General features: G+C 59.8%; 16 protein-coding genes and 3 pseudogenes. 6 read left to right on the plus strand and 13 right to left on the minus strand.

Annotated elements, in window-relative coordinates:
* Positions 1-387 (minus strand): hypothetical protein, encoded by a 387-nt coding sequence (locus ACXPVS_RS13270; protein WP_458510341.1) that lies wholly within the window; start codon positions 385-387, stop codon positions 1-3.
* Positions 388-566: 179 nt separating this feature from the next.
* Here ACXPVS_RS13270 and ACXPVS_RS13275 point away from each other — a divergent pair, with 179 nt between their 5' ends.
* A complete protein-coding gene (locus ACXPVS_RS13275; protein ID WP_458510342.1) occupies positions 567-1,379 on the plus strand; it encodes a class I SAM-dependent methyltransferase in 813 nt (270 codons plus the stop codon).
* 13 nt (positions 1,380-1,392) lie between these two features.
* On the opposite strand, the pseudogene ACXPVS_RS13280 reads toward ACXPVS_RS13275, so the two are convergent.
* Positions 1,393-1,539 (minus strand): annotated as a pseudogene (locus ACXPVS_RS13280) (addiction module antidote protein); the annotation flags it as partial.
* 161 nt (positions 1,540-1,700) lie between these two features.
* Here ACXPVS_RS13280 and ACXPVS_RS13285 point away from each other — a divergent pair.
* From ACXPVS_RS13285 to ACXPVS_RS13305, 5 genes and pseudogenes are all read left to right on the plus strand, one after another.
* A complete protein-coding gene (locus ACXPVS_RS13285) occupies positions 1,701-2,369 on the plus strand; it encodes an ABC transporter ATP-binding protein (RefSeq protein ID WP_458510343.1) in 669 nt (222 codons plus the stop codon).
* Position 2,370: 1 nt separating this feature from the next.
* Positions 2,371-4,842, plus strand: a complete 2,472-nt coding sequence (locus tag ACXPVS_RS13290) for an FtsX-like permease family protein (protein ID WP_458510471.1) — start codon at positions 2,371-2,373, stop codon at positions 4,840-4,842.
* Positions 4,832-5,896, plus strand: coding sequence for a lipocalin-like domain-containing protein (locus ACXPVS_RS13295; RefSeq protein ID WP_458510344.1), 1,065 nt, complete (start codon positions 4,832-4,834; stop codon positions 5,894-5,896). Before ACXPVS_RS13290 ends, ACXPVS_RS13295 begins: the two co-directional genes overlap by 11 nt.
* 470 nt (positions 5,897-6,366) lie before the next feature.
* Positions 6,367-6,528: pseudogene (locus ACXPVS_RS13300) on the plus strand (VanW family protein); the annotation flags it as partial.
* A gap of 242 nt (positions 6,529-6,770) precedes the next feature.
* On the plus strand, positions 6,771-7,448 hold the full coding sequence (locus ACXPVS_RS13305; RefSeq protein WP_458510345.1) for a type 1 glutamine amidotransferase domain-containing protein: 678 nt from the start codon (positions 6,771-6,773) through the stop codon (positions 7,446-7,448).
* A 61-nt stretch (positions 7,449-7,509) separates the two neighbouring features.
* Here ACXPVS_RS13305 and hglS read toward each other — a convergent pair whose 3' ends face one another.
* The 11 genes and pseudogenes from hglS to ACXPVS_RS13360 form a co-directional block, all read right to left on the minus strand.
* Complete coding sequence (gene hglS / locus ACXPVS_RS13310; protein ID WP_458510346.1) at positions 7,510-8,889, minus strand: 2-oxoadipate dioxygenase/decarboxylase HglS; 1,380 nt, start codon at positions 8,887-8,889, stop codon at positions 7,510-7,512.
* Positions 8,890-8,999: 110 nt separating this feature from the next.
* A complete protein-coding gene (locus tag ACXPVS_RS13315) occupies positions 9,000-9,956 on the minus strand; it encodes an alpha/beta fold hydrolase (RefSeq protein ID WP_458510347.1) in 957 nt (318 codons plus the stop codon).
* A gap of 22 nt (positions 9,957-9,978) precedes the next feature.
* Positions 9,979-10,440: pseudogene (locus ACXPVS_RS13320) on the minus strand (flavin-containing monooxygenase); the annotation flags it as partial.
* 97 nt (positions 10,441-10,537) lie between these two features.
* On the minus strand, positions 10,538-11,407 hold the full coding sequence (locus tag ACXPVS_RS13325; protein WP_458510348.1) for an isocitrate lyase/PEP mutase family protein: 870 nt from the start codon (positions 11,405-11,407) through the stop codon (positions 10,538-10,540).
* A gap of 130 nt (positions 11,408-11,537) precedes the next feature.
* A complete protein-coding gene (gene astA, locus ACXPVS_RS13330; RefSeq protein WP_458510349.1) occupies positions 11,538-12,572 on the minus strand; it encodes an arginine N-succinyltransferase in 1,035 nt (344 codons plus the stop codon).
* Positions 12,573-12,633: 61 nt separating this feature from the next.
* Positions 12,634-13,650 carry an arginine N-succinyltransferase gene (locus ACXPVS_RS13335; RefSeq protein ID WP_458510350.1) on the minus strand — a complete coding sequence of 339 codons (1,017 nt, stop codon included), beginning with the start codon at positions 13,648-13,650 and terminating at the stop codon, positions 12,634-12,636.
* Positions 13,651-13,769: 119 nt separating this feature from the next.
* Entirely contained in the window at positions 13,770-15,119 is a 1,350-nt protein-coding gene (locus tag ACXPVS_RS13340) for an APC family permease (RefSeq protein WP_458510351.1), read from the minus strand.
* A gap of 57 nt (positions 15,120-15,176) precedes the next feature.
* On the minus strand, positions 15,177-15,929 hold the full coding sequence (locus ACXPVS_RS13345) for an N-formylglutamate amidohydrolase (RefSeq protein WP_458510352.1): 753 nt from the start codon (positions 15,927-15,929) through the stop codon (positions 15,177-15,179).
* Positions 15,913-17,244: a glutamine synthetase family protein gene (locus ACXPVS_RS13350; protein WP_458510353.1), complete on the minus strand. Its 1,332-nt coding sequence runs from the start codon at positions 17,242-17,244 to the stop codon at positions 15,913-15,915. The genes ACXPVS_RS13345 and ACXPVS_RS13350 overlap by 17 nt, the downstream gene beginning before the upstream one ends.
* The gene (locus ACXPVS_RS13355; protein ID WP_458510354.1) at positions 17,241-17,885 is read right to left on the minus strand and encodes an isochorismatase family cysteine hydrolase; all 645 of its coding nucleotides are present in this window, start codon (positions 17,883-17,885) and stop codon (positions 17,241-17,243) included. The genes ACXPVS_RS13350 and ACXPVS_RS13355 overlap by 4 nt, the downstream gene beginning before the upstream one ends.
* 2 nt (positions 17,886-17,887) lie before the next feature.
* Positions 17,888-18,742 carry a MurR/RpiR family transcriptional regulator gene (locus ACXPVS_RS13360; RefSeq protein WP_458510355.1) on the minus strand — a complete coding sequence of 285 codons (855 nt, stop codon included), beginning with the start codon at positions 18,740-18,742 and terminating at the stop codon, positions 17,888-17,890.
* Between the last annotated feature and the right edge of the window lie 221 nt (positions 18,743-18,963).

An 18,963-nucleotide genomic window follows, 5' to 3' on the forward strand; every position in this document is an offset into this window, starting at 1 on the left:
TTATTGCACCAATGGCCCATGACGGCTGAGACACGCGAGCAGGCACGTGGGGTCGAGGACTTCTTTGTTCACGTAGACGCCGCGTTGCTGATCGTAGGAGCGGATGAACACTCGAACCGTGGCATCCGCTACCGTCGGCAATCTTGAGTCGTAGAACGTATGCTGGCTCGAAGTGGGGGTGAAGTCCTGAGGCGCTGTCGGGATGTACGAACCGGGCGGCACCGCGTTCAGTGACGGTGGCACGGGGTGAGCGAAGGGTTGGTCGGCCCCGTAATAGTTGAACTCACTGCTGTAATCGGTAGTGGGTGTCAGGCTGTCGTCCGCGTGAGCACCGGTTGTGGTGATCAGGCAAAGGGCGAGCAGTCGCCTCAGATCGGTTGTTTTCATGGCAGCACCTGCGAAATCGGTTTTTCCCGCATTACCCCAAGGTCATTAACTATAGCTGCCGTACGAGCGCGCGTTCGCGATGCCCGGGTTACAAGATTTGAACAAAGACTCAGTGGGGGTTTTCGAAACGCTGATCTAGACTCGTGCCGGTCAATCAAGACCCCAGTCTGGAGCGCGCAATGGAAATGCCGACAAAAGAACAAGCCATCGCCAGCAACCGCGATGCCTGGAATGACTCCGCCCGACACCATAAAGACACCCCCCAATGGCAGGCCCGTTTGACGGCTGTGAGTGATAGGGATTTTTGCTGCATGGACGACACCCTCCGAGGTTTGTTGGGACACGTGGGTGTCGACGGCAAAGACGTGGTGCAACTGGGGTGCAACAACGGCCGCGAAAGTTTGTCGTTGTTTGCGTTGGGTGCCCGCCACGTCGTGGGCGTCGATCAGTCCGAGGCGTTCCTCGATCAGGCGCGGGAACTGGCGTCACGCTCGCCCCATGCGCCTGAGTTCATCGAGGCAGATATCCATCACCTGCCGACTGAACTTCAGGGTCGCTTCGACGTGGCCCTGATCACTATCGGCGTGTTGAACTGGATGCCGGACATCGGCGAATTTTTCCGCCATGTCGCACAAACCCTCAAGCCCGGTGGCAGCCTGGTGGTGTACGAAACGCATCCTTTCCTCGAAATGTTCGACCCCGAATCCAACGATCCGTATCGGCCGGACAGCTCGTACTTTCGCAGTGAACCTTTCGTGCAGGACCAGCCGATCGTCTACGAAGGCAAAGTCGACCTGCAGGCTGCTTCGTCCTACTGGTTCGTCCACACCCTGGGCGCGATCTTCACCGGCGCCATTGACGCCGGATTGCAGATCAGCCACTTCAAGGAGTACCCGCATTCCAACCGCGAGGAGCTCTATGATCGGTATGAGCAGCAAACGGCGCAGCTGCCGTTGTGTTTTACGTGGGTGGCGCGCAAGCGAGCAGTCTAATCAGAAGAGTCTCTTAGGGCGTCGAGTGATTGACTGAATGACCCGGCTGCGCGCAGAGATCGATGCCAAGGGCGTGAATGACCTTTAAAACCGTATCGAAACGTGGTTTTGCACCGGGTGCGAAGGCCTTGTAAAGGCTTTAGCGGCCCATACCCGAATCCCATAGGTATCCATATGGATACGAATCAGCAGTCAGGCAATTCCTTGGTTGTGTCTGTTTTTTCCCTGAAGTGTGTGGGCTATGGGGTGTCTGAGCGGACCTATTCGCGGTGCCGCTACCGTCCGCTATCCTTGCTCCACGCACATCGAACGGTTTGCCCCATGCTTACGGTCCAAGGTGTCTTCAAAAGCTACGCCACTCCCCAGGGCCCACTGCCGGTTCTGCAAGGTGTCGACCTCACTTTGAAACCTGGCAGCAGCCTCGCGTTGATGGGGGAGTCTGGCAGTGGCAAGAGCACCTTGCTGCACCTGATTGCCGGGCTCGACAAGGTCGATCGCGGCAGCATCCGCAGCGGCGAACATCGGCTGGAACAGATGAACGAAGGCCAACTGGCGAACTGGCGGCGGACCGAAATCGGCCTGGTGTTTCAGCAGTTCAACCTGATCGGTAGCTTGCGCGTGGAAGATAATCTGGCATTCCAGGCACGGTTGGCGGGGCGCCATGATCCGCGCTGGCAGGCGCATCTGGTGCAACGTCTGGGCCTGGGTGATTTGCTGCAGCGTTATCCGGAACAACTGTCCGGCGGCCAGCAGCAACGAGTCGCGCTGGGCCGTGCCCTGGCGTCGCAGCCAAAACTGCTGCTGGCCGACGAACCCACCGGCAGCCTCGATGAATCCACCAGCGATGAGGTTTTGAAGTTGTTGCTGGAGTTGCTCGACGACAGCCCCACCACCTTGTTGATGGTCACTCACAGCCCATGGGTTGCCGCGCGGCTGGCCGAAAAAGTGGTGCTTCACGGTGGCCGTCTGGCTGGCGCGGGCGAGCGCTGAAGTGCGGGTCTGTCGCGAGACCCTGCGGGCGCTGCTCAGTCATTGGCGACAGCATCCGGTGCAGTTTTTCAGTGTGCTGACCGGGCTCTGGCTCGCCACCAGCCTGCTGACCGGCGTGCAGGCGCTGAACAGCCAGGCGCGTGAAAGCTATGCCCGGGCCAGTCAGTTGATTGGCGGCGAACCCCAGGCCAGCCTCAGTTCACCCAGTGGCGCAACCTTCTCCCAACAGGTGTTTGTCGACCTGCGCCGTGCAGGTTGGCCGGTGTCGCCGGTCCTGCAAGGTCGGGTGACGCTCAAGGGGCATGACGACCAGCGCTTGCAGTTGATGGGGATCGAGCCAGTGTCGCTGCCCGCGGGTTCCTCATTGGCCGGGCAGGTGTTGGCGATTGAGCAGGTTGTCGAGTTTTTCAGCCCTCCAGGCAGTACCTGGATTTCGCCGCAGACGTTGCAGGCTCTGGGTCTGCGCGAGGGCGAACGCCCGGTGAGTGTGAGTGGTCAGGCATTACCGCCACTGCGTGCTCAACCCGATATGGCCCCCGGTGTGCTGTTGGTGGACATCGGCTTCGCTCAGCCGATTCTCGGCCTGCCGGATCAGCTGTCACGCCTGCTGTTGCCAAAGGATTTCACCGCGACCCTGCCTGATCAATTCAAGGGTCAGTTGCAGCTCAAGACCCGCGGCGAAGAGAACACTTTGTCGCGCTTGACCGAAAGCTTTCACCTGAACCTCGATGCGCTGGGTTTTCTGTCATTCGTGGTCGGTCTGTTTATCGTCCACGCCGCGATCGGTCTGGCGCTGGAACAACGCCGTGGCTTGCTCAGAACCCTGCGCGCCTGCGGTGTCAGTGCACGAGTGTTGATCGCCTGTCTGGCGATTGAACTGGGCGGTCTGGCGTTGATCGGCGGACTGGTCGGCGTCGCCAGCGGCTACCTGCTGGCCAGCGTGCTGTTGCCGGACGTCGCCGCGAGTCTGCGCGGGTTGTACGGCGCCGAAGTGGCGGGGCAGTTGAGCCTCAGTCCGTGGTGGTGGCTCAGCGGCGTCGGCCTTAGCCTGCTGGGCGCGTTGTTGGCGGGGGCCAACAGTTTGTTGCGGGCCGCGCGCCTGCCTTTGCTGGCCCTGGCCGATCCGCAAGCCTGGCATCAGGCTCATGCGCGCTGGTTGCGGCGCCAGGGTTGGGTTGCCGTGATTGGCGCGGTGATCGCACTGCTGGCGTTGATCTTTGGCGACAGCCTGAGCAGTGGCTTCGTGCTGATGGCGGCACTGTTGATCGGCGCCGCACTGGCGTTGCCGGTGGTGCTCAACTGGGTGTTGAATCGGGTGCTGCATCGCAGTCGTTCGGTACTTGGCCAATGGTTTCTCGCCGACTGCCGTCAGCAACTGCCGGCCCTGAGCCTGGCGCTGATGGCGCTGTTGTTGGCACTGGCGGCGAACATTGGGGCGGGCAGCATGACCGCCGGTTTTCGTCAGACTTTCAGCGATTGGCTCGAACAACGCCTGACCGCCGAACTGTACGTTAATCCGCGCAATCCGGCCCAGGCCAGAGCGCTGCAAACCTGGCTCAAGCAGCAACCCGGACTCACGGCAGTGCTGCCCCACTGGCAAGTATCGATCCAGTTGCAAGGCTGGCCGGCGGACGTCTTCGGCGTGATCGATCACCCGACATATCGCCAGCATTGGCCGCTGCTGGAAGCCTTGGGCGACAACCCTTGGGAACGACTGGCCAAGGACGACACACTGATGCTCAGCGAACAACTGGCGCGTCGGTTGAAGGTGCGCCTTGGCGATCACTTGACGATTCCCACACCGAACGGCACCTGGTGGCCACGGATCATCGGCATCTACGCCGATTACGGCAATCCCAAGGGCCACATTCTGGTCAACGTCAACCATCTGCTGCGCGGCTGGCCGCAGCTGACACCCAGCCGTTTCAACTTGCGCATCGACCCGACGTTGATCCCTGCTTTCCAGACCGCGTTGCAAACCCGCTTCACGCTGGAGGACAGCCGCATCGTCGACCAGGCCCGGCTCAAGGGCTGGTCCACGCAAGTGTTCGAACGCACCTTTTCCGCGACCGCCGCGCTCAATAGCCTGACCCTCTGTGTGGCGGGCGTGGCGCTGTTCATCAGCCTGTTGACCCAAAGTCAGAGCCGCCTCGGGCAACTCGCCCCCTTGTGGGCGCTGGGCGTGACTCGTCGGCAATTGATGCTGCTCAATCTCGGGCAGACCTGGTTGTTAGCGGTGCTGACCCTGGTGCTGGCGTTGCCGTTGGGGATCGCGCTGGCGTGGTGCCTGGACACGGTGATCAACGTCCAGGCCTTCGGCTGGCGCTTGCCGCTGCGGGTGTTTCCGATGCAGTTGTTGCAGCTGATGGGGTTGGCGCTGTTGGCGACTTTATTGGCGTCGGCGTGGCCGCTGTACTCGCTGTATCGCACGCAACCGGCGGATCTGCTGAGGACGTTTGCTCATGAAGATTAAGGTCGGCGTGTTGCTATTGGCGTTATTGAGCGGGTGCGATAACTCGGCGCCCGTTGAGAAAGGCTTCGCGGGGCTGGGTCATCAGGCCGCCGCGTTTACGCCGGTGGTGCCCGGTCGGGTGTTCAGCTTTCCGGCGGATCACGGTCCTCATGACGGTTTTCGCATCGAATGGTGGTACGTCACCGCCAACCTCAAGGACGATCAGGGGCGCGAGTTCGGCGCGCAGTGGACGCTGTTTCGCAGCGCTTTGAAGGCGACGCCCGAAGTCGCTGGCTGGGGTAATCAACTTATCTGGCTTGGCCACGCGGCCGTGACGTCGGCGACGCAACATCACGCCGCCGAGCGTTACGCCCGGGGTGGCGTTGGCCAGGCGGGTGTGAGGCTCGTGCCGTTCGACGCGTGGATCGATGACTGGCGTTTCAGCAGTCAGGGTTCCGACCCTATGGCGGATCTTCAACTCAGCGCCCAGGACAAGAATTTTGGCTATCAACTACGGCTGACCTCCACGCGTCCTTTGGTGCTTCAGGGCGACAAAGGTTTCAGTCAGAAGTCCGAACAAGGGCAGGCGTCGTACTACTACAGTCAGCCGTTTTTCCAGGCCAATGGCACACTGCAAATCGATGGCAAAACGTATCAGGTCAGCGGTCCGGCCTGGCTCGATCGCGAATGGAGCAGCCAGCCCCTGACCGCCAACCAGACCGGCTGGGACTGGTTTTCCCTGCACCTGGACAGCGGCGAACAGGTGATGCTCTACCGCATGCGGCAAAAGGACGGCGCGCCCTACCTCACCGGCACCTGGATCGACGCTCAGGGTCAGACGCAGCTATTGCATCCCGCCGACATCAGCCTCACACCGCAAGACACCGCCAACGTCGCCGGACGTTCGATGCCGGTGCGCTGGTCGATCAAAATCCCCGACAAACACCTCGATATCACGATCCGCGCGCTCAACCCCAAAGCGTGGATGGCGTTGCGCATTCCCTATTGGGAAGGGCCGGTGCAATTGAGCGGTAGCCATGGTGGGCAGGGTTATCTGGAAATGACCGGGTATTGAGTCGGAACTCTCGGCAGGGCGCCATTGACTTGGAACAGCAGCAAGCCTTGAAGACCAACGCCGCCGGCCAGTCCAAAACGGTTGACGTCGTAAGACCCGAAATCCAAGCGAAATTGAAAGAGCTGAAAGTTGGACAGAGTGTTGTGGTGACCTATACCGACATATTGACAGTGACCAGTATGCACTGAAGTTGAGTATTGGCTCTCTATGTTGCGTGTACAGTTTTTGTATAAGAACAATCAGTTTTAATGGTCTAACTGGTGAGTTCGCGGGTCTGTAAAATAATATTTGGGCCGACATTTAATCAATGTTATTTCGATAAATTTCATGTTCATATACTCGGACATATTCGAAAACTTCAATTAAAATACTTCCCGTTCGCCCAGTGTCAGGGCTCTTTACCGGTGCATGGATTGCCAGGCCATTACACTGGGCGAACACCTCCACACTGATCCGCAAACAGGGCAACTCTTGCCTTGCAGCACAACAACGTTATCAACCTGAAACTGACCGTCGCTTCGATGGAGGGCGTCGTCATTGGCCCTGGCGAGTATTTTTGCAAACGTGGTTATGTCGAAGGCATGGCACTGTCATTTGGTGAAGCCCGCAGCGACATCGGTGGCGGGTACTGCCATTCAGTCTTGGGACTGTGCTCTTCTACAACTACACAGGTTTTCAGGCACGTTGTAGTCATTTAAATAATTAAGTTGATGTCCGTTCCCGCATTGAAGCACTGACCCCGGAAGCGCAACGGGTTGTCGATTTCGGCCATGTCGAGCTTGGCCAATGAGCGGAAGGTGCAACGAATGCTGCAGTCTGGAGGTCCAACTCAGCGCTAAGATGAATGAACATCTGCGAGCTCAAGGAGAACGACATGAAAATCCTGATGGTTCTTACGTCACACGATCAATTGGGTGACACGGGTAAGAAAACCGGCTTTTGGCTGGAGGAATTCGCCGCACCGTATTTCGCCTTCAAGGACGCCGGCGCTCAGTTGACCCTGGTCTCGCCCAAGGGTGGTCAACCACCGCTGGACCCAAAAAGCGACGAGCCGGACGCGCAAACCGCCGCCACCGAGCGCTTTCGCAAAGATTCCGCCGCCCAGTCCGCATTGGCGGCTACCGCTGTGCTAAGCAGCGTGAGAGCTAAAGATTACGACGCAATTTTCTATCCGGGCGGCCATGGCCCGCTGTGGGATTTGGCCGAAGACAAGATTTCGATTGCTCTGATCGAAGCGTTTTACCAGGCGGGCAAACCGGTCGCGGCCGTCTGCCACGCACCGGGTGTGTTGCGTCACGTCAAGGGCGCGGACGGCCAGTCGCTGGTTAAAGGCAAGCGCGTGACGGGCTTTACCAACACTGAGGAAGAGGCTGTGCAACTGACGAAGGTTGTGCCGTTTTTGGTGGAGGACATGCTTAAGGAGAAGGGTGGGGTCTATTCCAAAGGTGCTGACTGGGCGAGTTATGTGCTCACGGATGGTTTGCTGATTACCGGTCAGAATCCTGCATCGTCCGAGGCTGCCGCTGAGGCGTTGCTGACGAAGCTGAAATAGGATCAAAAGATCGTCCGAACGCCGCTCAGGCCTTCGGACGATCTTTTTGAGGCGTTAACGGTTAATCGTCCAATGCGGCGAAACATGCCTCGATCGAGCGCCGCTGCATCTCGGCATACAGCGCCAACTCATCAATCGTCGATCGCCCCAGCGCCTTCTCGAACACCTGCCGGTTCGACTGCACGCCATAGTGGGTTTGCGTCGCATCGCCCAGGTTCGACTGAAAAATCCCTGCGGCACTAACCGGCAGGAAATCTTCGTACACCAACGGTTCAACCTGCAAATACCCGCCGCTGAGCAGATCCTCCAGCGACCACGATTTCAGCTCATCGGCCCCCAAACCTTTTTCCGTGACGAAGTAGCGAAAGTACGCCAGTTCCTGTTGGCGCATGCCTTCGTAAGTGTCAGGGAACTCTGCAAAGTGCTGCGCCATCAGCGCGTTGTAGCGGCCGGCGTTGGCTTCATTGGGGACGTCTTTCAATTCATCACGGGCAGCGTTGAGCAAACGGTCATAAAGCGCACGGCCCTTGGGGGTGAGCGCCGCACCGCGTTGCTCGATTTCGCCGAAACGGGCGCTGTGGCTGCCACGATTCTCGGTTTGATCGGTGAAGGCGACAGGCTCGTCCAGGGCCTTGAAACTGGTTTGGCGCAGCAGGATCGGGCACTGACGGCGGGGCGGGCCTTCGATCACTGCTTTGGGGGTGATGCCGTGGGCAGGCATTTGCGCCTGGACGATGTCGATGTCCAGGGTGCGCGGCGTCAGGTGGTTGATATGCGGGCCGGTGAACGCCACCACGTCGGCAATCAGGCGATGCTGGGTGCTGAGTTTGCGGTACTGCTCGGCGGTCACGGTGGCGGTGTGGTGCCAGCGGAAGGTTTCCAGCGCCTGCTCGACGAAGTCCTGGGCCTCCTGTTCGGTGAGGCCGCCGTTTGTTTCGGCGCGCGCGATAAGAATCAGCGCAGTGGGCGTGAAGATCGAACGCTTATCCAGCACCGATTGGGCGAACGCTCGCAGTTCCAGGTCGTCGATCAGTTCCAGGCGCAGCAGGGAGGTGAATACCCGGAACGGGCTGACCTGCAACGCCGCCTCATGCACCGCGCGAAAAGCCGTGGAGTGCACCGGTACGCCGGCCGGGGTCAAGTCGTAATAACCCACCGGCTGCATGCCCATCACCGCAAACAACCGGGCAAGGGTGGCCAGTTCATCGGCGGTGCCGACACGGATCGCGCCATGCCGCTCCAGGTCCAGGCGCTGGATTTCACCGGTGCTGTTCAACTGTCGGGCGATTTGTGGATCGCTGTCCAGCACGTGACGGTTGGTCTGTTCCACCAGTGCCATCAGCGCGCCGTATAGCGGCACTTCTACGCGGTACATGTCGGACATCGCTTTGGAAAAGCGTTGGCGGATCAGGTCAGGGCTGACGAAGCTCGGGTGACTCATGAAAGAATTCCTGGTGCGGTGACGTAAAGGATGCGGGAAAAGATCGCAGCCTTGCGCGGCGCCGACAAACGAAGAATCTTACCGACTTCATTCTGCAAAGGACTGCATGTTCAGTGCAGCCGCTGATCCTGAGGGCTTTGCGAGCGCAGCGATGCCAAAAATTCCAGATACAGTCGCGCCGTGTTCGTCGGTTGTTCCACCATCGGCATATGGCCGGTGTGGTCCCAGACTTCCACTCGCAGATCGGCGATGCCTTTGCTCCAGATCGCCACGCTGCTGACATCGATCAAGCGGTCCTTGTGTCCCCACAGCAACAGCGCCTGACACTTGATGTCGGGTAGTTTCGGCTCCATCGGCGGGCTGGCGCGCAAGTCCCTGAAGATTTCTTCCAGCTCCTCACATTGCTGTTCGTAGCGTTGCGCGATGGCGTCCAGCACCACCTTGGGTACCCACGGCGGTTCGGCCATGGTCATGGCGTAGAAGCGCTGGAATTCTTCCCGTGAATGAATCAGGAACGGGTTGTGGCCCTTGGCCAAATGCCGCTCCAGGTCGCTGGCTTCGGGGGCGGTAACACCTGCCGGGTCGATCAGGGCCACCGAAACAATGCGATCCGGGTACGTGGCCGCCAGCCACGCTGCCATGTAACCGCCCATTGAGTTGCCGACTACGTGGACTTTGTCGACGCCGCAGACATCGAGCAACTGGATCATCCGCTTGGCCTGCAAGGGAATGTCGTAGCCGCCGCCCGCCTTGAAGCCGGTTTCGCCATGGCCGGCGATGTCGGGAATGATCACCCGATAGTTACCGACAAAGTGCCGGGCAAAACGCAGCCAGATATTCTTGTCGGCGCTGTAGCCGTGAAGCATCAGCACGCTGCTGGACGCTTCGTACGGCCCGCCTTGCCAGGTCGAGACGGTCATTTCGGCGATCGGCACGACAATTTTGTGCAGTCGATACAGTTTGGCTTCTATCGACATGCTCAATTCATAGAGCCAATGACCGATGGCCGGGTAACTCAACCAGCTCCAGGCCACGAAAACTGCGATTGCGACAACCAACAAAAGCATTAGGCATCTTCCTTTTACGTGATCAGGACAGCATGTGATCGTCGGTTTTCAGCGCCCTGGTCAATCGGTGATAGCTGAAACTGAAACCCGCAAACATCGCAATCACATGACCGCTCTTGCTTTGATACCCACTGTGGCAGCCCCCGGACGTCCATACGGAGTGTTTCATTTTCCGGTGGGTCATTTCAGTGTAGGTACGTTCCGCTTCGAGGCGTACTTCGATGCTGCGTAAACCGTGTTCTTTTAACGTGCGGATGCAATCGAGAATGTAATTCATCTGGGGTTCGATGATGAGCAGCGCGCAGGTGTGGCCGATGCCCGTGTGGGGCCGGTGACGATAAACAGGTTGGGGAAGTCTGGCAGGCTGGTGCCGGATACTGGGCCCAGAACGCGTTGAGTTGTGTGCCGTTTTGCCGGTGATCGGGTAGGAAATCACTCAGTCGGTAGCGTTGTAGCCGGCGGACCAGACGATCCGGTCCTGGTCGCCGGTCGCACCGCGTCATCTGTTGCCTAGCGCACAACTGCTTGACCGTGGTTCGCGATCTGACGCGCGTTACCCGGGCGGTTCATCTGCTAAACCGCTACTCCTTGACGCTCATAAACTCTTCTGCCCAACGGATGTATTCCTCAGGCTGCGTATAGGTGTGGGTCAACTCGGTCGCATTCAGGTCCGACGCCTGAGTAAAGATCTGCCGTTGTTCCCGCAGGCTGTCATACGTGGCCTTGATCGCGGCGAAGTAGGCGCCGTGACCATCGATGGTGACCCGCACGCCCAGTTCGGCCAGGCGTTTATCGTCGCGCAGCAACGGGTTGCCGTAGGTGACCAGCATCAGCGGCACGCTCAGGTGCTCGGCGATCTGTTCCAGTTGCTCGAAATCCTGCACGCCCACCATGCAAATCCCGTCCGCGCCGGCGCTCTGATACTGCTGTGTGCGACTGATGATTTCCTGGATCGGCAGGATCCCCGCGTTGGTGCGGGCAATGATTGCCATCTCCGAGTCGACCCGTGCTTCCAGTGCCGCGCGGATCTTGCCGACGCCTTCGGCCACCGAGATCAGGTCAGTGGACTTGCGGCCGAATTGTGCTGGCAGCAGCGTGTCTTCGATGGTCAGGGCGGCAATTCCTGCGCGCTCAAGTTCGACGATGGTGCGCATGACGTTGAGCGCGTTGCCGTAGCCGTGGTCGGCGTCGGCGATGACCGGCAGTTGGGCAACGCGGCCAATGCGAGTGGCCTGCTCGGCAAACTCGCTGAGGGTGATCAAGGCAAAGTCGGGGGCGCCCAGCACCTGCAACGATGCGACCGAACCGCCGAGGATCCCCACTTCAAAACCCAGGTCAGCGGCAATACGGGCCGACATCGGGTCGAAGACCGACGCCGTGTGATAACAGGCGTTGGAGGCGAACAGCTCGCGAAAGTTACGGCGTAAATCTTGATGAGAAAGCCTGGACATATGAGTTCCACCACTGAAACGGGAATGGAAGGGCTTGAGCAAAAGTGTCAACGCCGAAGGAACAAAAGGCTATCACGTGAGCGGGGGAAGGATGATGACGAATTTGCAGAGGCGGGTGGACCACCGTCGGTCATGCCGCCACCGACTGCTGTTGTTGATTGAGCAGCGGCACGGCGCGAACCGAGTTGCCAGGTTGCAGTTGCAGGCGTTTGGCGGTGAGACGGTCGACGATCAGGCTGTTGCCCACCTGCCTGGCCTGGGCGGCGGTAATGCGACAGTTTTCCAGGCGACGGTTATGGATCAGCCACACCGGGGCCTGCTCGTCGGGTGTGCCGATGGCCAGCAGCAGCGGTTGGCTGTCGCGCACGGTGCGGATATTCGAGACCGGGGCTTCGATCACCGGGCCAGCGTCGAAGATGTCGATGTAACCCTTATGGGCAAACCCTTCGGCGGTGAGGATTTTCAGCGCCGGTTCCGTGTTCGGGTGCGCCTTGCCGATCACGGCCTGGGCCTGTTCGGTGAGCAGGCAGGTGTAGAGCGGTTGGCGTGGCATCAGTTCAGCGATGAACGACTTGCTGCCAAGGCCCGACAAGTGATCGGCGTGGCTGAAATCCATCTTGAAGAAGTGCCGGCCCAGGCTGTCCCAGAACGGTGAACACCCTTGTTCGTCGGCGCTGCCGCGCAGTTCGGCGATGAGTTTGTTGCCGAACAGGTGTGCAAACTCGGCAACAAACAACAAACGCCCCAACGACAGCAATCGACCGTTACTGCCGTGGCGTTGATCAGGTCGCAGAAACAGCGAGCAAATCTCCGATTGGCCGGTCATTTCATTGTTCAGGAACAACGTCGGAATCTGCCGTTGAATACCCAGGTCCGGTGACGAACTGACTGTGAGCCCGACCCGGTAGTTGTACCAGGGCTCGCGCAGGCCCACGGCGCCCACCAGGGCACTGACGCCCACCAATTGCTGATCGTCGTCTTCAAGCACGAAGAGGTAATCGGCATCGGCGCGCTCGACTTGTTCGGCGAACGTTCGTTGGGCCCAGCGCACCCGGTGGGTCAGGCGTTCCTCGTTGGCCGGCAGGGTGGTAAAGCCGGGGCCTGCCTGCTGCACCAGTTTGAGCAAGGCGGGCAGGTCGGTGACGTGAACCGGGCGGACAATCATGATGCAACTCCTTCTGCACGCCCGCTCGGGCGCTGTCGTTGGGCGCGGGGCCGGGTGATGCTCACAGGGCGATCAGCCGGATCGGGCTGCCTTCGGTCAGGTTGAGGGCAGCGCACATCTCGGTGCTCAAGGTCACAGGTTGCCCGGCCTGGTAATCCAGATCGGCGACGATGGCGCGATAGTCCATCAGCGAATCGTTGCTCACCAGATAGCTGCCACGGGCATTGATCGGCGCACCCGGTTTGGCCGTGCCAGTCTGGCTCTGAGCGATGGAGCGGATACCGGGAGTGCGCGCATACAACGTCGGACCGCCATCGAACAGGTCGATGTAGCTGTTGGTTTCGAAGCCTTCGCGCTCGAGGATATCGAAGGCCTCCTGGCCATCGGGGTGAATACGGCCGATGCAGTCCTGCGCCGCCTTGGGCAGCATCGGCACGTAGATCGGGTATTGCGGCATCAGTTCCGCGAGGAAGGTTCGGCTTTCCAGGCCGCAAAGTCGCTCGGCCTCTGCGTAGGGCAAGTCGAAGAAATGCTTGCCCACGGCATCCCAGAATGGCGATTGCCCTTCATCGCTGCTGAAACCGACGATCTCGGTGATGACGACTTCGGAAAATCGTGGCGAGTGGGCGGCGATGAACAATAGCCGCGCCCGGGACAGCAGTTCAGAGAACCGGGTTCGCACCAGCGCTGCGTCAATATGAAAACCTCGCAGCAAGGTATGGCCACTGAGGTCGTGGCACAACGACAACGCGGGGACGCCGTGCTCGATGTTCAGCTCCCGCGAGGCGCTGGTGAAATGCCGGTTGCGCAGGCTGTAGAACGGCTCGCTGAAACCAGCGGTGGCAAGGATCTCCGAGCAACCCACCAAACGCTCACGGGTCAGATCCTCCAGCACGAAGAAGTAATTCTCCGGACCATGACGCTCGACGTTTTTTTCGAATGAGGCGCAGGAGTCGAGAATCTTTTCGCGCAGGCATTCGGTGTCGTCCGGCAAAGACGTGACGCCTACCAGACTGTCGCGCGCCAGTTGTTGCAACTGGGGCAGGTCGGTTAACTCGACTGGGCGTAAGACCAGCATGGATGTACTCCTGTATCAAAGGGTTCGGCGGTTAGCACCGAACCTGACTATCACTGTCGGTTTCCACGCGTTAAATCGGCGCTCGCCTGAATGGTTGTCAGACGCCGCTCTTTTTCTTGTCAGACGTTGCTTGGGGCGGGCAGTACCGTGCGGGTGCCCAGTTTGTTCAGTACAAACAGGTAGACCAGGCCCAGGGCAATCCAGATCAGGCCGAGCTTCTGTGCATCGACGCCCATGTTGTACATGATGGCCGCGACAATGATGAAGCCGATCACCGGGCAGATCAGGTGACGGATCACCTGGCCGGATTTCTGCCGACGCCAGTAGTAGTTGATGACCGTCAGGTGCAGCAACATGAAGCCACTCAGTGCGCCGAAGTTCACCAGTGAGGTGAGGGTGTCCACCGAGTTGATGAACAGATAGCAGATCACCAGCGACAGCACGGCCACCAGGTAGATGCTCACGTACGGCGTGTTGTGTTTGGGATGAATCTTGGCCAGTACCTTTGGCAACTTGCCGTCTCGGGCCATGCCGAACAGCAGACGAGACACTGCCGCTTGGGAGGTGATTGCCACCGCTACACCCCAGGCCAGCGCCGTAGACACGGCGGTCAGGGTTGCCAGCCAACTGCCGGCGGCGATTTCAGCAATTTCATAAAAAGCCGTGTCAGCCGATTTGAAACCCATACCGGCCGCCAGATCCGTCGCAATCCAGGTCTGCACAACGAAGATCACGCCCATGACCACCAGCGTGATCAGCGCGGCCTTACCGACGCTGCGGCCCGGGTCACCCTTGGTCTCTTCGGCGAGGGTGGAAATCGCATCGAAACCGAGGAACGACAGCACCGCAATCGACACCGCTTGCATCAGCAGGGCGAAGTTGAACGTCTCGGGGTTGTACAACGGCGCCAGTGTCAGCTGACCGTTGCCGCCGCCACTGTGCAGTGCGTTCCAGGCGTAAAACAGGAAGATCCCCAACACCACCAGTTGCGCCAGCAGAAAGACGATGTTCATCCGCGCGGTGAAGGTGATGCCCCGCAAATTGACGAAGGTCGCGCTGACCAGGAAAGCCAGGATGAAACCGACCTTCGGAATGTCCGGGTACAAATGATTCAGGGCCATGGCCGCATACACATACAGCAATGGTGGAATCAGCAGGTAATCGAGGAGCATCAGCCAACCGGCGATAAACCCTATGTGCTGGTTCAGGCCCCGTTGCGCGTAGGAATAAACCGAGCCGGCAATCGGAAAGGCCCGAGCCATGCTGCCGTAACTCAGGGCCGTGAAGAGCATCGCCACCATGCCGATGATGTAGGCCAGCGGTACCAGCCCCGGTGCCTCGGCGTTGACGTAGCCATAAACACCAAACGGTGCGATAGGGATCATGAAGATCATCCCGTACACCACCAGGTCGGTCAGCGACAGGCTGCGTTTCAACTCTTGCTTGTAGCCGAATTCTTCTATTTCCATGAAGCGGTTCTCCTTGATATGAAAGCAGCTACAAGCTGCGAGTGTTAAGCGATTGCTTTACAACAGTGGTGCCAGGTATTCGGTAAAGCGACTGACGTCTTCAGGCGTGCGCAGCAGGTCGTTGCGCACCTCGATCAACACCGATTCCAGCCCTCGTGCATCGCCGTGGACCGGCACAGTCATGTCGCCCAAGGGGTTGATTTTGTACGGCTCATTCCCGGCAACCTTCAATGGGTGCTGACTCAAGCCATCGATCAATCGCTGGGCATACTCCTCGGCCTCTCTATACAACACGCCAACTTCAAGCACACGGGGCTGGCCGTGATAGACCGGCGTGAAGCTGTGAATCCCCACCACCCTCACCGGGCGTCCTTGAGCGACACGTTCGTCGATCAAGTCTGTCAGGCGCGAGTGAAACGGCTCGAACAGGGATTGCCGACGGTACTCACGGGTTGCTTCCTCCAGGTCCCGGTTGCCCGGCACCTGATAAATTTCGCACTGCGCCGGAATGCTGTCAGGGGCTTGGCGCGGTCGGTTGAGGTCGACCAACAGTCGCGAATAATTAGCCGCCAACAGGGTTGCACCCAATGCTCGGGACAAGCTCTCGGCCAGCGCCAGGGCGCCGATGTCCCAGGCGATGTGCTCGCGGGCCGCCTCGAGACTCAACCCCAGGTCATTTAACCCGGCCGGAATAAAACGGCTGGCGTGCTCGCACACCAGAATCAACGGGTGGCCGGAGTCTTTCCGGCTCAGGGTGTACGCGGGCTCGGTGTACAGACCGAGCTCAGCAGATTCAGTACAGGCGCGCATAGTGCTCACAGCGTTCGGCGGGCGACAGCTGTTCCGTCAGCGCCAGTTCCTTGGTTTTAAGGGCAAAGTAGGTGTCCAGCAACGCGCTCGGCAGGGCTTCAATCAGTGCCTCGCTGTTGCGCAGGCAGTCCAGGGCCTGGGCAAGGGACGCGGGCAGGGCGACGATGCCGCACGCCTGGCGTTGTTCTTCGTTCAAGGCATCGGGGACTTCATCGGTGATCGCATTCAAGGCCAGGCATTGCTCGATGCCCAGTCGGCCGGCAATCAGCAGCGCGGCCATGGCCAGATGCGGTGAGGACGTGGCGTCCATGGCGCGAAATTCCAGGTTGTATTGCGATGCCACCGATTTACCGCCCAGGCTTGTCGTCGGACAGATTCGCAGCGCCGCTTCGCGGTTGCGTTGCCCGAGGCAAGCGTAGGACGCGCTCCAATGATGGGGCTGCAAACGTTCGTAGGACACTGGCGTCGGCGCGGTAAACGCACAGAGCGCCGGCAGGTGATGCAGGATGCCGGCGGCCCAGTGCTGGCCGAGAGTCGACAAGCCATGGGTGGTGCCGGCGTCGTACATCACCGGTTGGCCGGCCAGGTCCAGCAGGCTGACGTGCAGGTGCACGCCGTTGCACACCGCATGCTCCGAGGTCTTGGGCGCGAAGCTCAATTCCAGGCCCATTTGCCGGGCGATCTCTCGGGTGATTTCACGCACGTTCACCGCGCGATCGGCAGCGGCCACCCCAAGGGTCGGGCGACAGGTGATTTCGTATTGATGCTTGCCGTACTCAGGCAGGAACATTTCCGGCTCGACGCCACCGGCACGCAGGGCGCTGAGCAGCCAACCGCCAAACTCGGCGCCCTGACGCTGGGCTTGCAGAGAAAACGCCAGGTGTTCAACGTCGCCGGTGTTCAAGTTGAATTCATGCTCGAACGCCGCATTGACCTGCAAGCCCAACTCGGCGCGATAACGCTCTACCTCGTTGCGCAACACCGTACGCGGGCAGGCCCCCCATGGACGGCCATCGGTTTCGCAAATGTCACTGTGTATAAAATCCAGCGCCGGAGCATTGGCGTCCGGCCCGTTACTGACCGTCACGCGGCTAAGCAAGTCGGGCATCAGCCGCAAATCTCCAAAAGCTCCCCACGGGTTTGCGTAAGCGATGATGTCTTGTGGGGTCAGCGCGCTGTTGGCCGGCACCCAACCACAACCGGTCCTTTGATAGTGCTCGAGTTCGTCCGTGGGAAAGGAGCGTCCGCGTGTCACGCCGATCAGGTCGGTGGTGACGAGGGTGGTCATGGGCAGTGGCAGCAGGCGTTCGCTCATGGCTGCATCTCCTGCAACCGGCCGAGTACAGTCTGGGTGTCGGTGATCCAGCAGTAACCCTTGATGGCGTTCAGGCAGGCCTGATGCCGCGCGGGCGTGTAAGTCGCGCAGGCATCTTCCACCAGCGTCACCAGATAACCGCGGTCCGCGGCGTCACGCACGGCCATGTCCACGCACTGGTCGGTGACGATGCCGGCGATGATCAGGTGCCGCGCTCCGAGGTTGCGCAGCACGTAGTCGATGTTGGTTGAATTGAAGACTCCGGACGAGGTCTTGGGCAGCACGATTTCGTTTTCTGCCGGGGTCAGGTCGTCGATGATCCGCGCTTGCGGGCTGCCCTTGGGCAAGTGCATGTCCGAGAGCTTGTGGTCCAGCGAGCGGTCGCGGCCATCGGCAGTGAGGCTTTCGATGATCGTGTGCAGCACGTTTTGCCTGGCGCTGCGAAAGGCGCTGAGCAACCGGCGCTGATTGGGCACCACCTGCAGGTGGGCGCGGTTCAGGAAGTACTCGGCGTCCGGCCCGTTGAGGTGCGGGTCGAACTGCGGCTCAAGCCAGGCGCGTTGCATGTCCACCAGCAACAGCACGGTGTGATCGGTGACAAACGGCAAGTCCCGGGGCGAGTGGTGGGGGAGCGTGAACATCCTTATTTATCCTCCAGCAGGTGGGTGTCGAAGTCGGACCGCAGGGCGTCGATGCCTTCCAGGCGATCGGCCAGATCCGGACTGCGCAGGGTCAGGCAGGCAATCAACGCCTCGACCTGGGCCAGCGCCGGAACCAGGGTGTCGAAGGCCGATACCGATTCCACCGGCGCACTGATAATCAGGTCGGCCATTTCCCGCAACGGTGACGCATAGATGTCGGTGAACAACACCACGCGTGCATAGCGATTTTTCGCCGCATTGGCCACGCGCAGGGCCTGTGACTGGTAACGGCGATAGTCGAACACCAGCACCACGTCCTGACGCTGCACGTCGAACAATCGGTCGGGCAGTTGCGCGTTGTCTTCCAGGGCGAAACAGCCCGGACGCAGCAAGCGCAGGTGATTGAGTAAATAACTGGCGAGGAAACTGCTGAAGCGCCCGCCGAAGCAATGCACGTGGTGGTGGGTGTCGAGCAGCCATTCCACAAGAATCCGCACATCTTCGGGTTGGGTCAGCGCATGAGTGTCCACCAGCGCTTGATGGCTGTGCGCCAGATATCGGCTCCAGGCGTCGCCTTTCTGAAGATGAGCACGAGGTTGCAACAGGGCGCTGGGGGAGCGGAGGCGGTGGTCCATGTCGCTGAGCAGGGCTTCCTGGAAATCGGCATAACCGCTGAAACCCAGTTTTTTGACCAGTCGCACGATGGTGGGATCGCTGACACCGGCATGTTCGGCCAAACGTGACATCGGGCCCAGTCCGTTACGCGGGTACTGGTCCAGCAAGGCCCGGATGACTTTGCGTTCCGACGGGGTTAGTTCCAGGCCGGGATCGGTGATCAGGTCTCTGAGAGAAGGCATCCGGGCTCCTGCTGGATGGGTATGTCGGTTTCATTTCATAAATTGCTAAAACAGTATTTATGTAGCGGACTCAACATGTCTAGTGAATTTTTCATTGGTTTTTTAAAGCCCCAAAATAGGGCGAAAACCCCGTGGGCCGTGGGCTACATGGGAGTCGACTGAGCTTGTAGGTCATCGCCCATAGCGGTGTCGGATATCGCTGTTTTTTCAGGTGTACGTGA

The organism is Pseudomonas sp. Ma2-10, from assembly GCF_054330215.1.

Excerpts from the sequence above, each read along its gene's own strand:
- ACXPVS_RS13270 (WP_458510341.1), bottom strand. The coding sequence starts at position 387 with ATGAAAACAACCGATCTGAGGCGACTGCTCGCCCTTTGCCTGATCACC.
- ACXPVS_RS13275 (WP_458510342.1), top strand. The coding sequence starts at position 567 with ATGGAAATGCCGACAAAAGAACAAGCCATCGCCAGCAACCGCGATGCC.
- ACXPVS_RS13285 (WP_458510343.1), top strand. The coding sequence starts at position 1,701 with ATGCTTACGGTCCAAGGTGTCTTCAAAAGCTACGCCACTCCCCAGGGC.
- ACXPVS_RS13295 (WP_458510344.1), top strand. The coding sequence starts at position 4,832 with ATGAAGATTAAGGTCGGCGTGTTGCTATTGGCGTTATTGAGCGGGTGC.
- ACXPVS_RS13305 (WP_458510345.1), top strand. The coding sequence starts at position 6,771 with ATGAAAATCCTGATGGTTCTTACGTCACACGATCAATTGGGTGACACG.
- hglS (WP_458510346.1), bottom strand. The coding sequence starts at position 8,889 with ATGAGTCACCCGAGCTTCGTCAGCCCTGACCTGATCCGCCAACGCTTT.
- ACXPVS_RS13315 (WP_458510347.1), bottom strand. The coding sequence starts at position 9,956 with ATGCTTTTGTTGGTTGTCGCAATCGCAGTTTTCGTGGCCTGGAGCTGG.
- ACXPVS_RS13325 (WP_458510348.1), bottom strand. The coding sequence starts at position 11,407 with ATGTCCAGGCTTTCTCATCAAGATTTACGCCGTAACTTTCGCGAGCTG.
- astA (WP_458510349.1), bottom strand. The coding sequence starts at position 12,572 with ATGATTGTCCGCCCGGTTCACGTCACCGACCTGCCCGCCTTGCTCAAA.
- ACXPVS_RS13335 (WP_458510350.1), bottom strand. The coding sequence starts at position 13,650 with ATGCTGGTCTTACGCCCAGTCGAGTTAACCGACCTGCCCCAGTTGCAA.
- ACXPVS_RS13340 (WP_458510351.1), bottom strand. The coding sequence starts at position 15,119 with ATGGAAATAGAAGAATTCGGCTACAAGCAAGAGTTGAAACGCAGCCTG.
- ACXPVS_RS13345 (WP_458510352.1), bottom strand. The coding sequence starts at position 15,929 with ATGCGCGCCTGTACTGAATCTGCTGAGCTCGGTCTGTACACCGAGCCC.
- ACXPVS_RS13350 (WP_458510353.1), bottom strand. The coding sequence starts at position 17,244 with ATGAGCGAACGCCTGCTGCCACTGCCCATGACCACCCTCGTCACCACC.
- ACXPVS_RS13355 (WP_458510354.1), bottom strand. The coding sequence starts at position 17,885 with ATGTTCACGCTCCCCCACCACTCGCCCCGGGACTTGCCGTTTGTCACC.
- ACXPVS_RS13360 (WP_458510355.1), bottom strand. The coding sequence starts at position 18,742 with ATGCCTTCTCTCAGAGACCTGATCACCGATCCCGGCCTGGAACTAACC.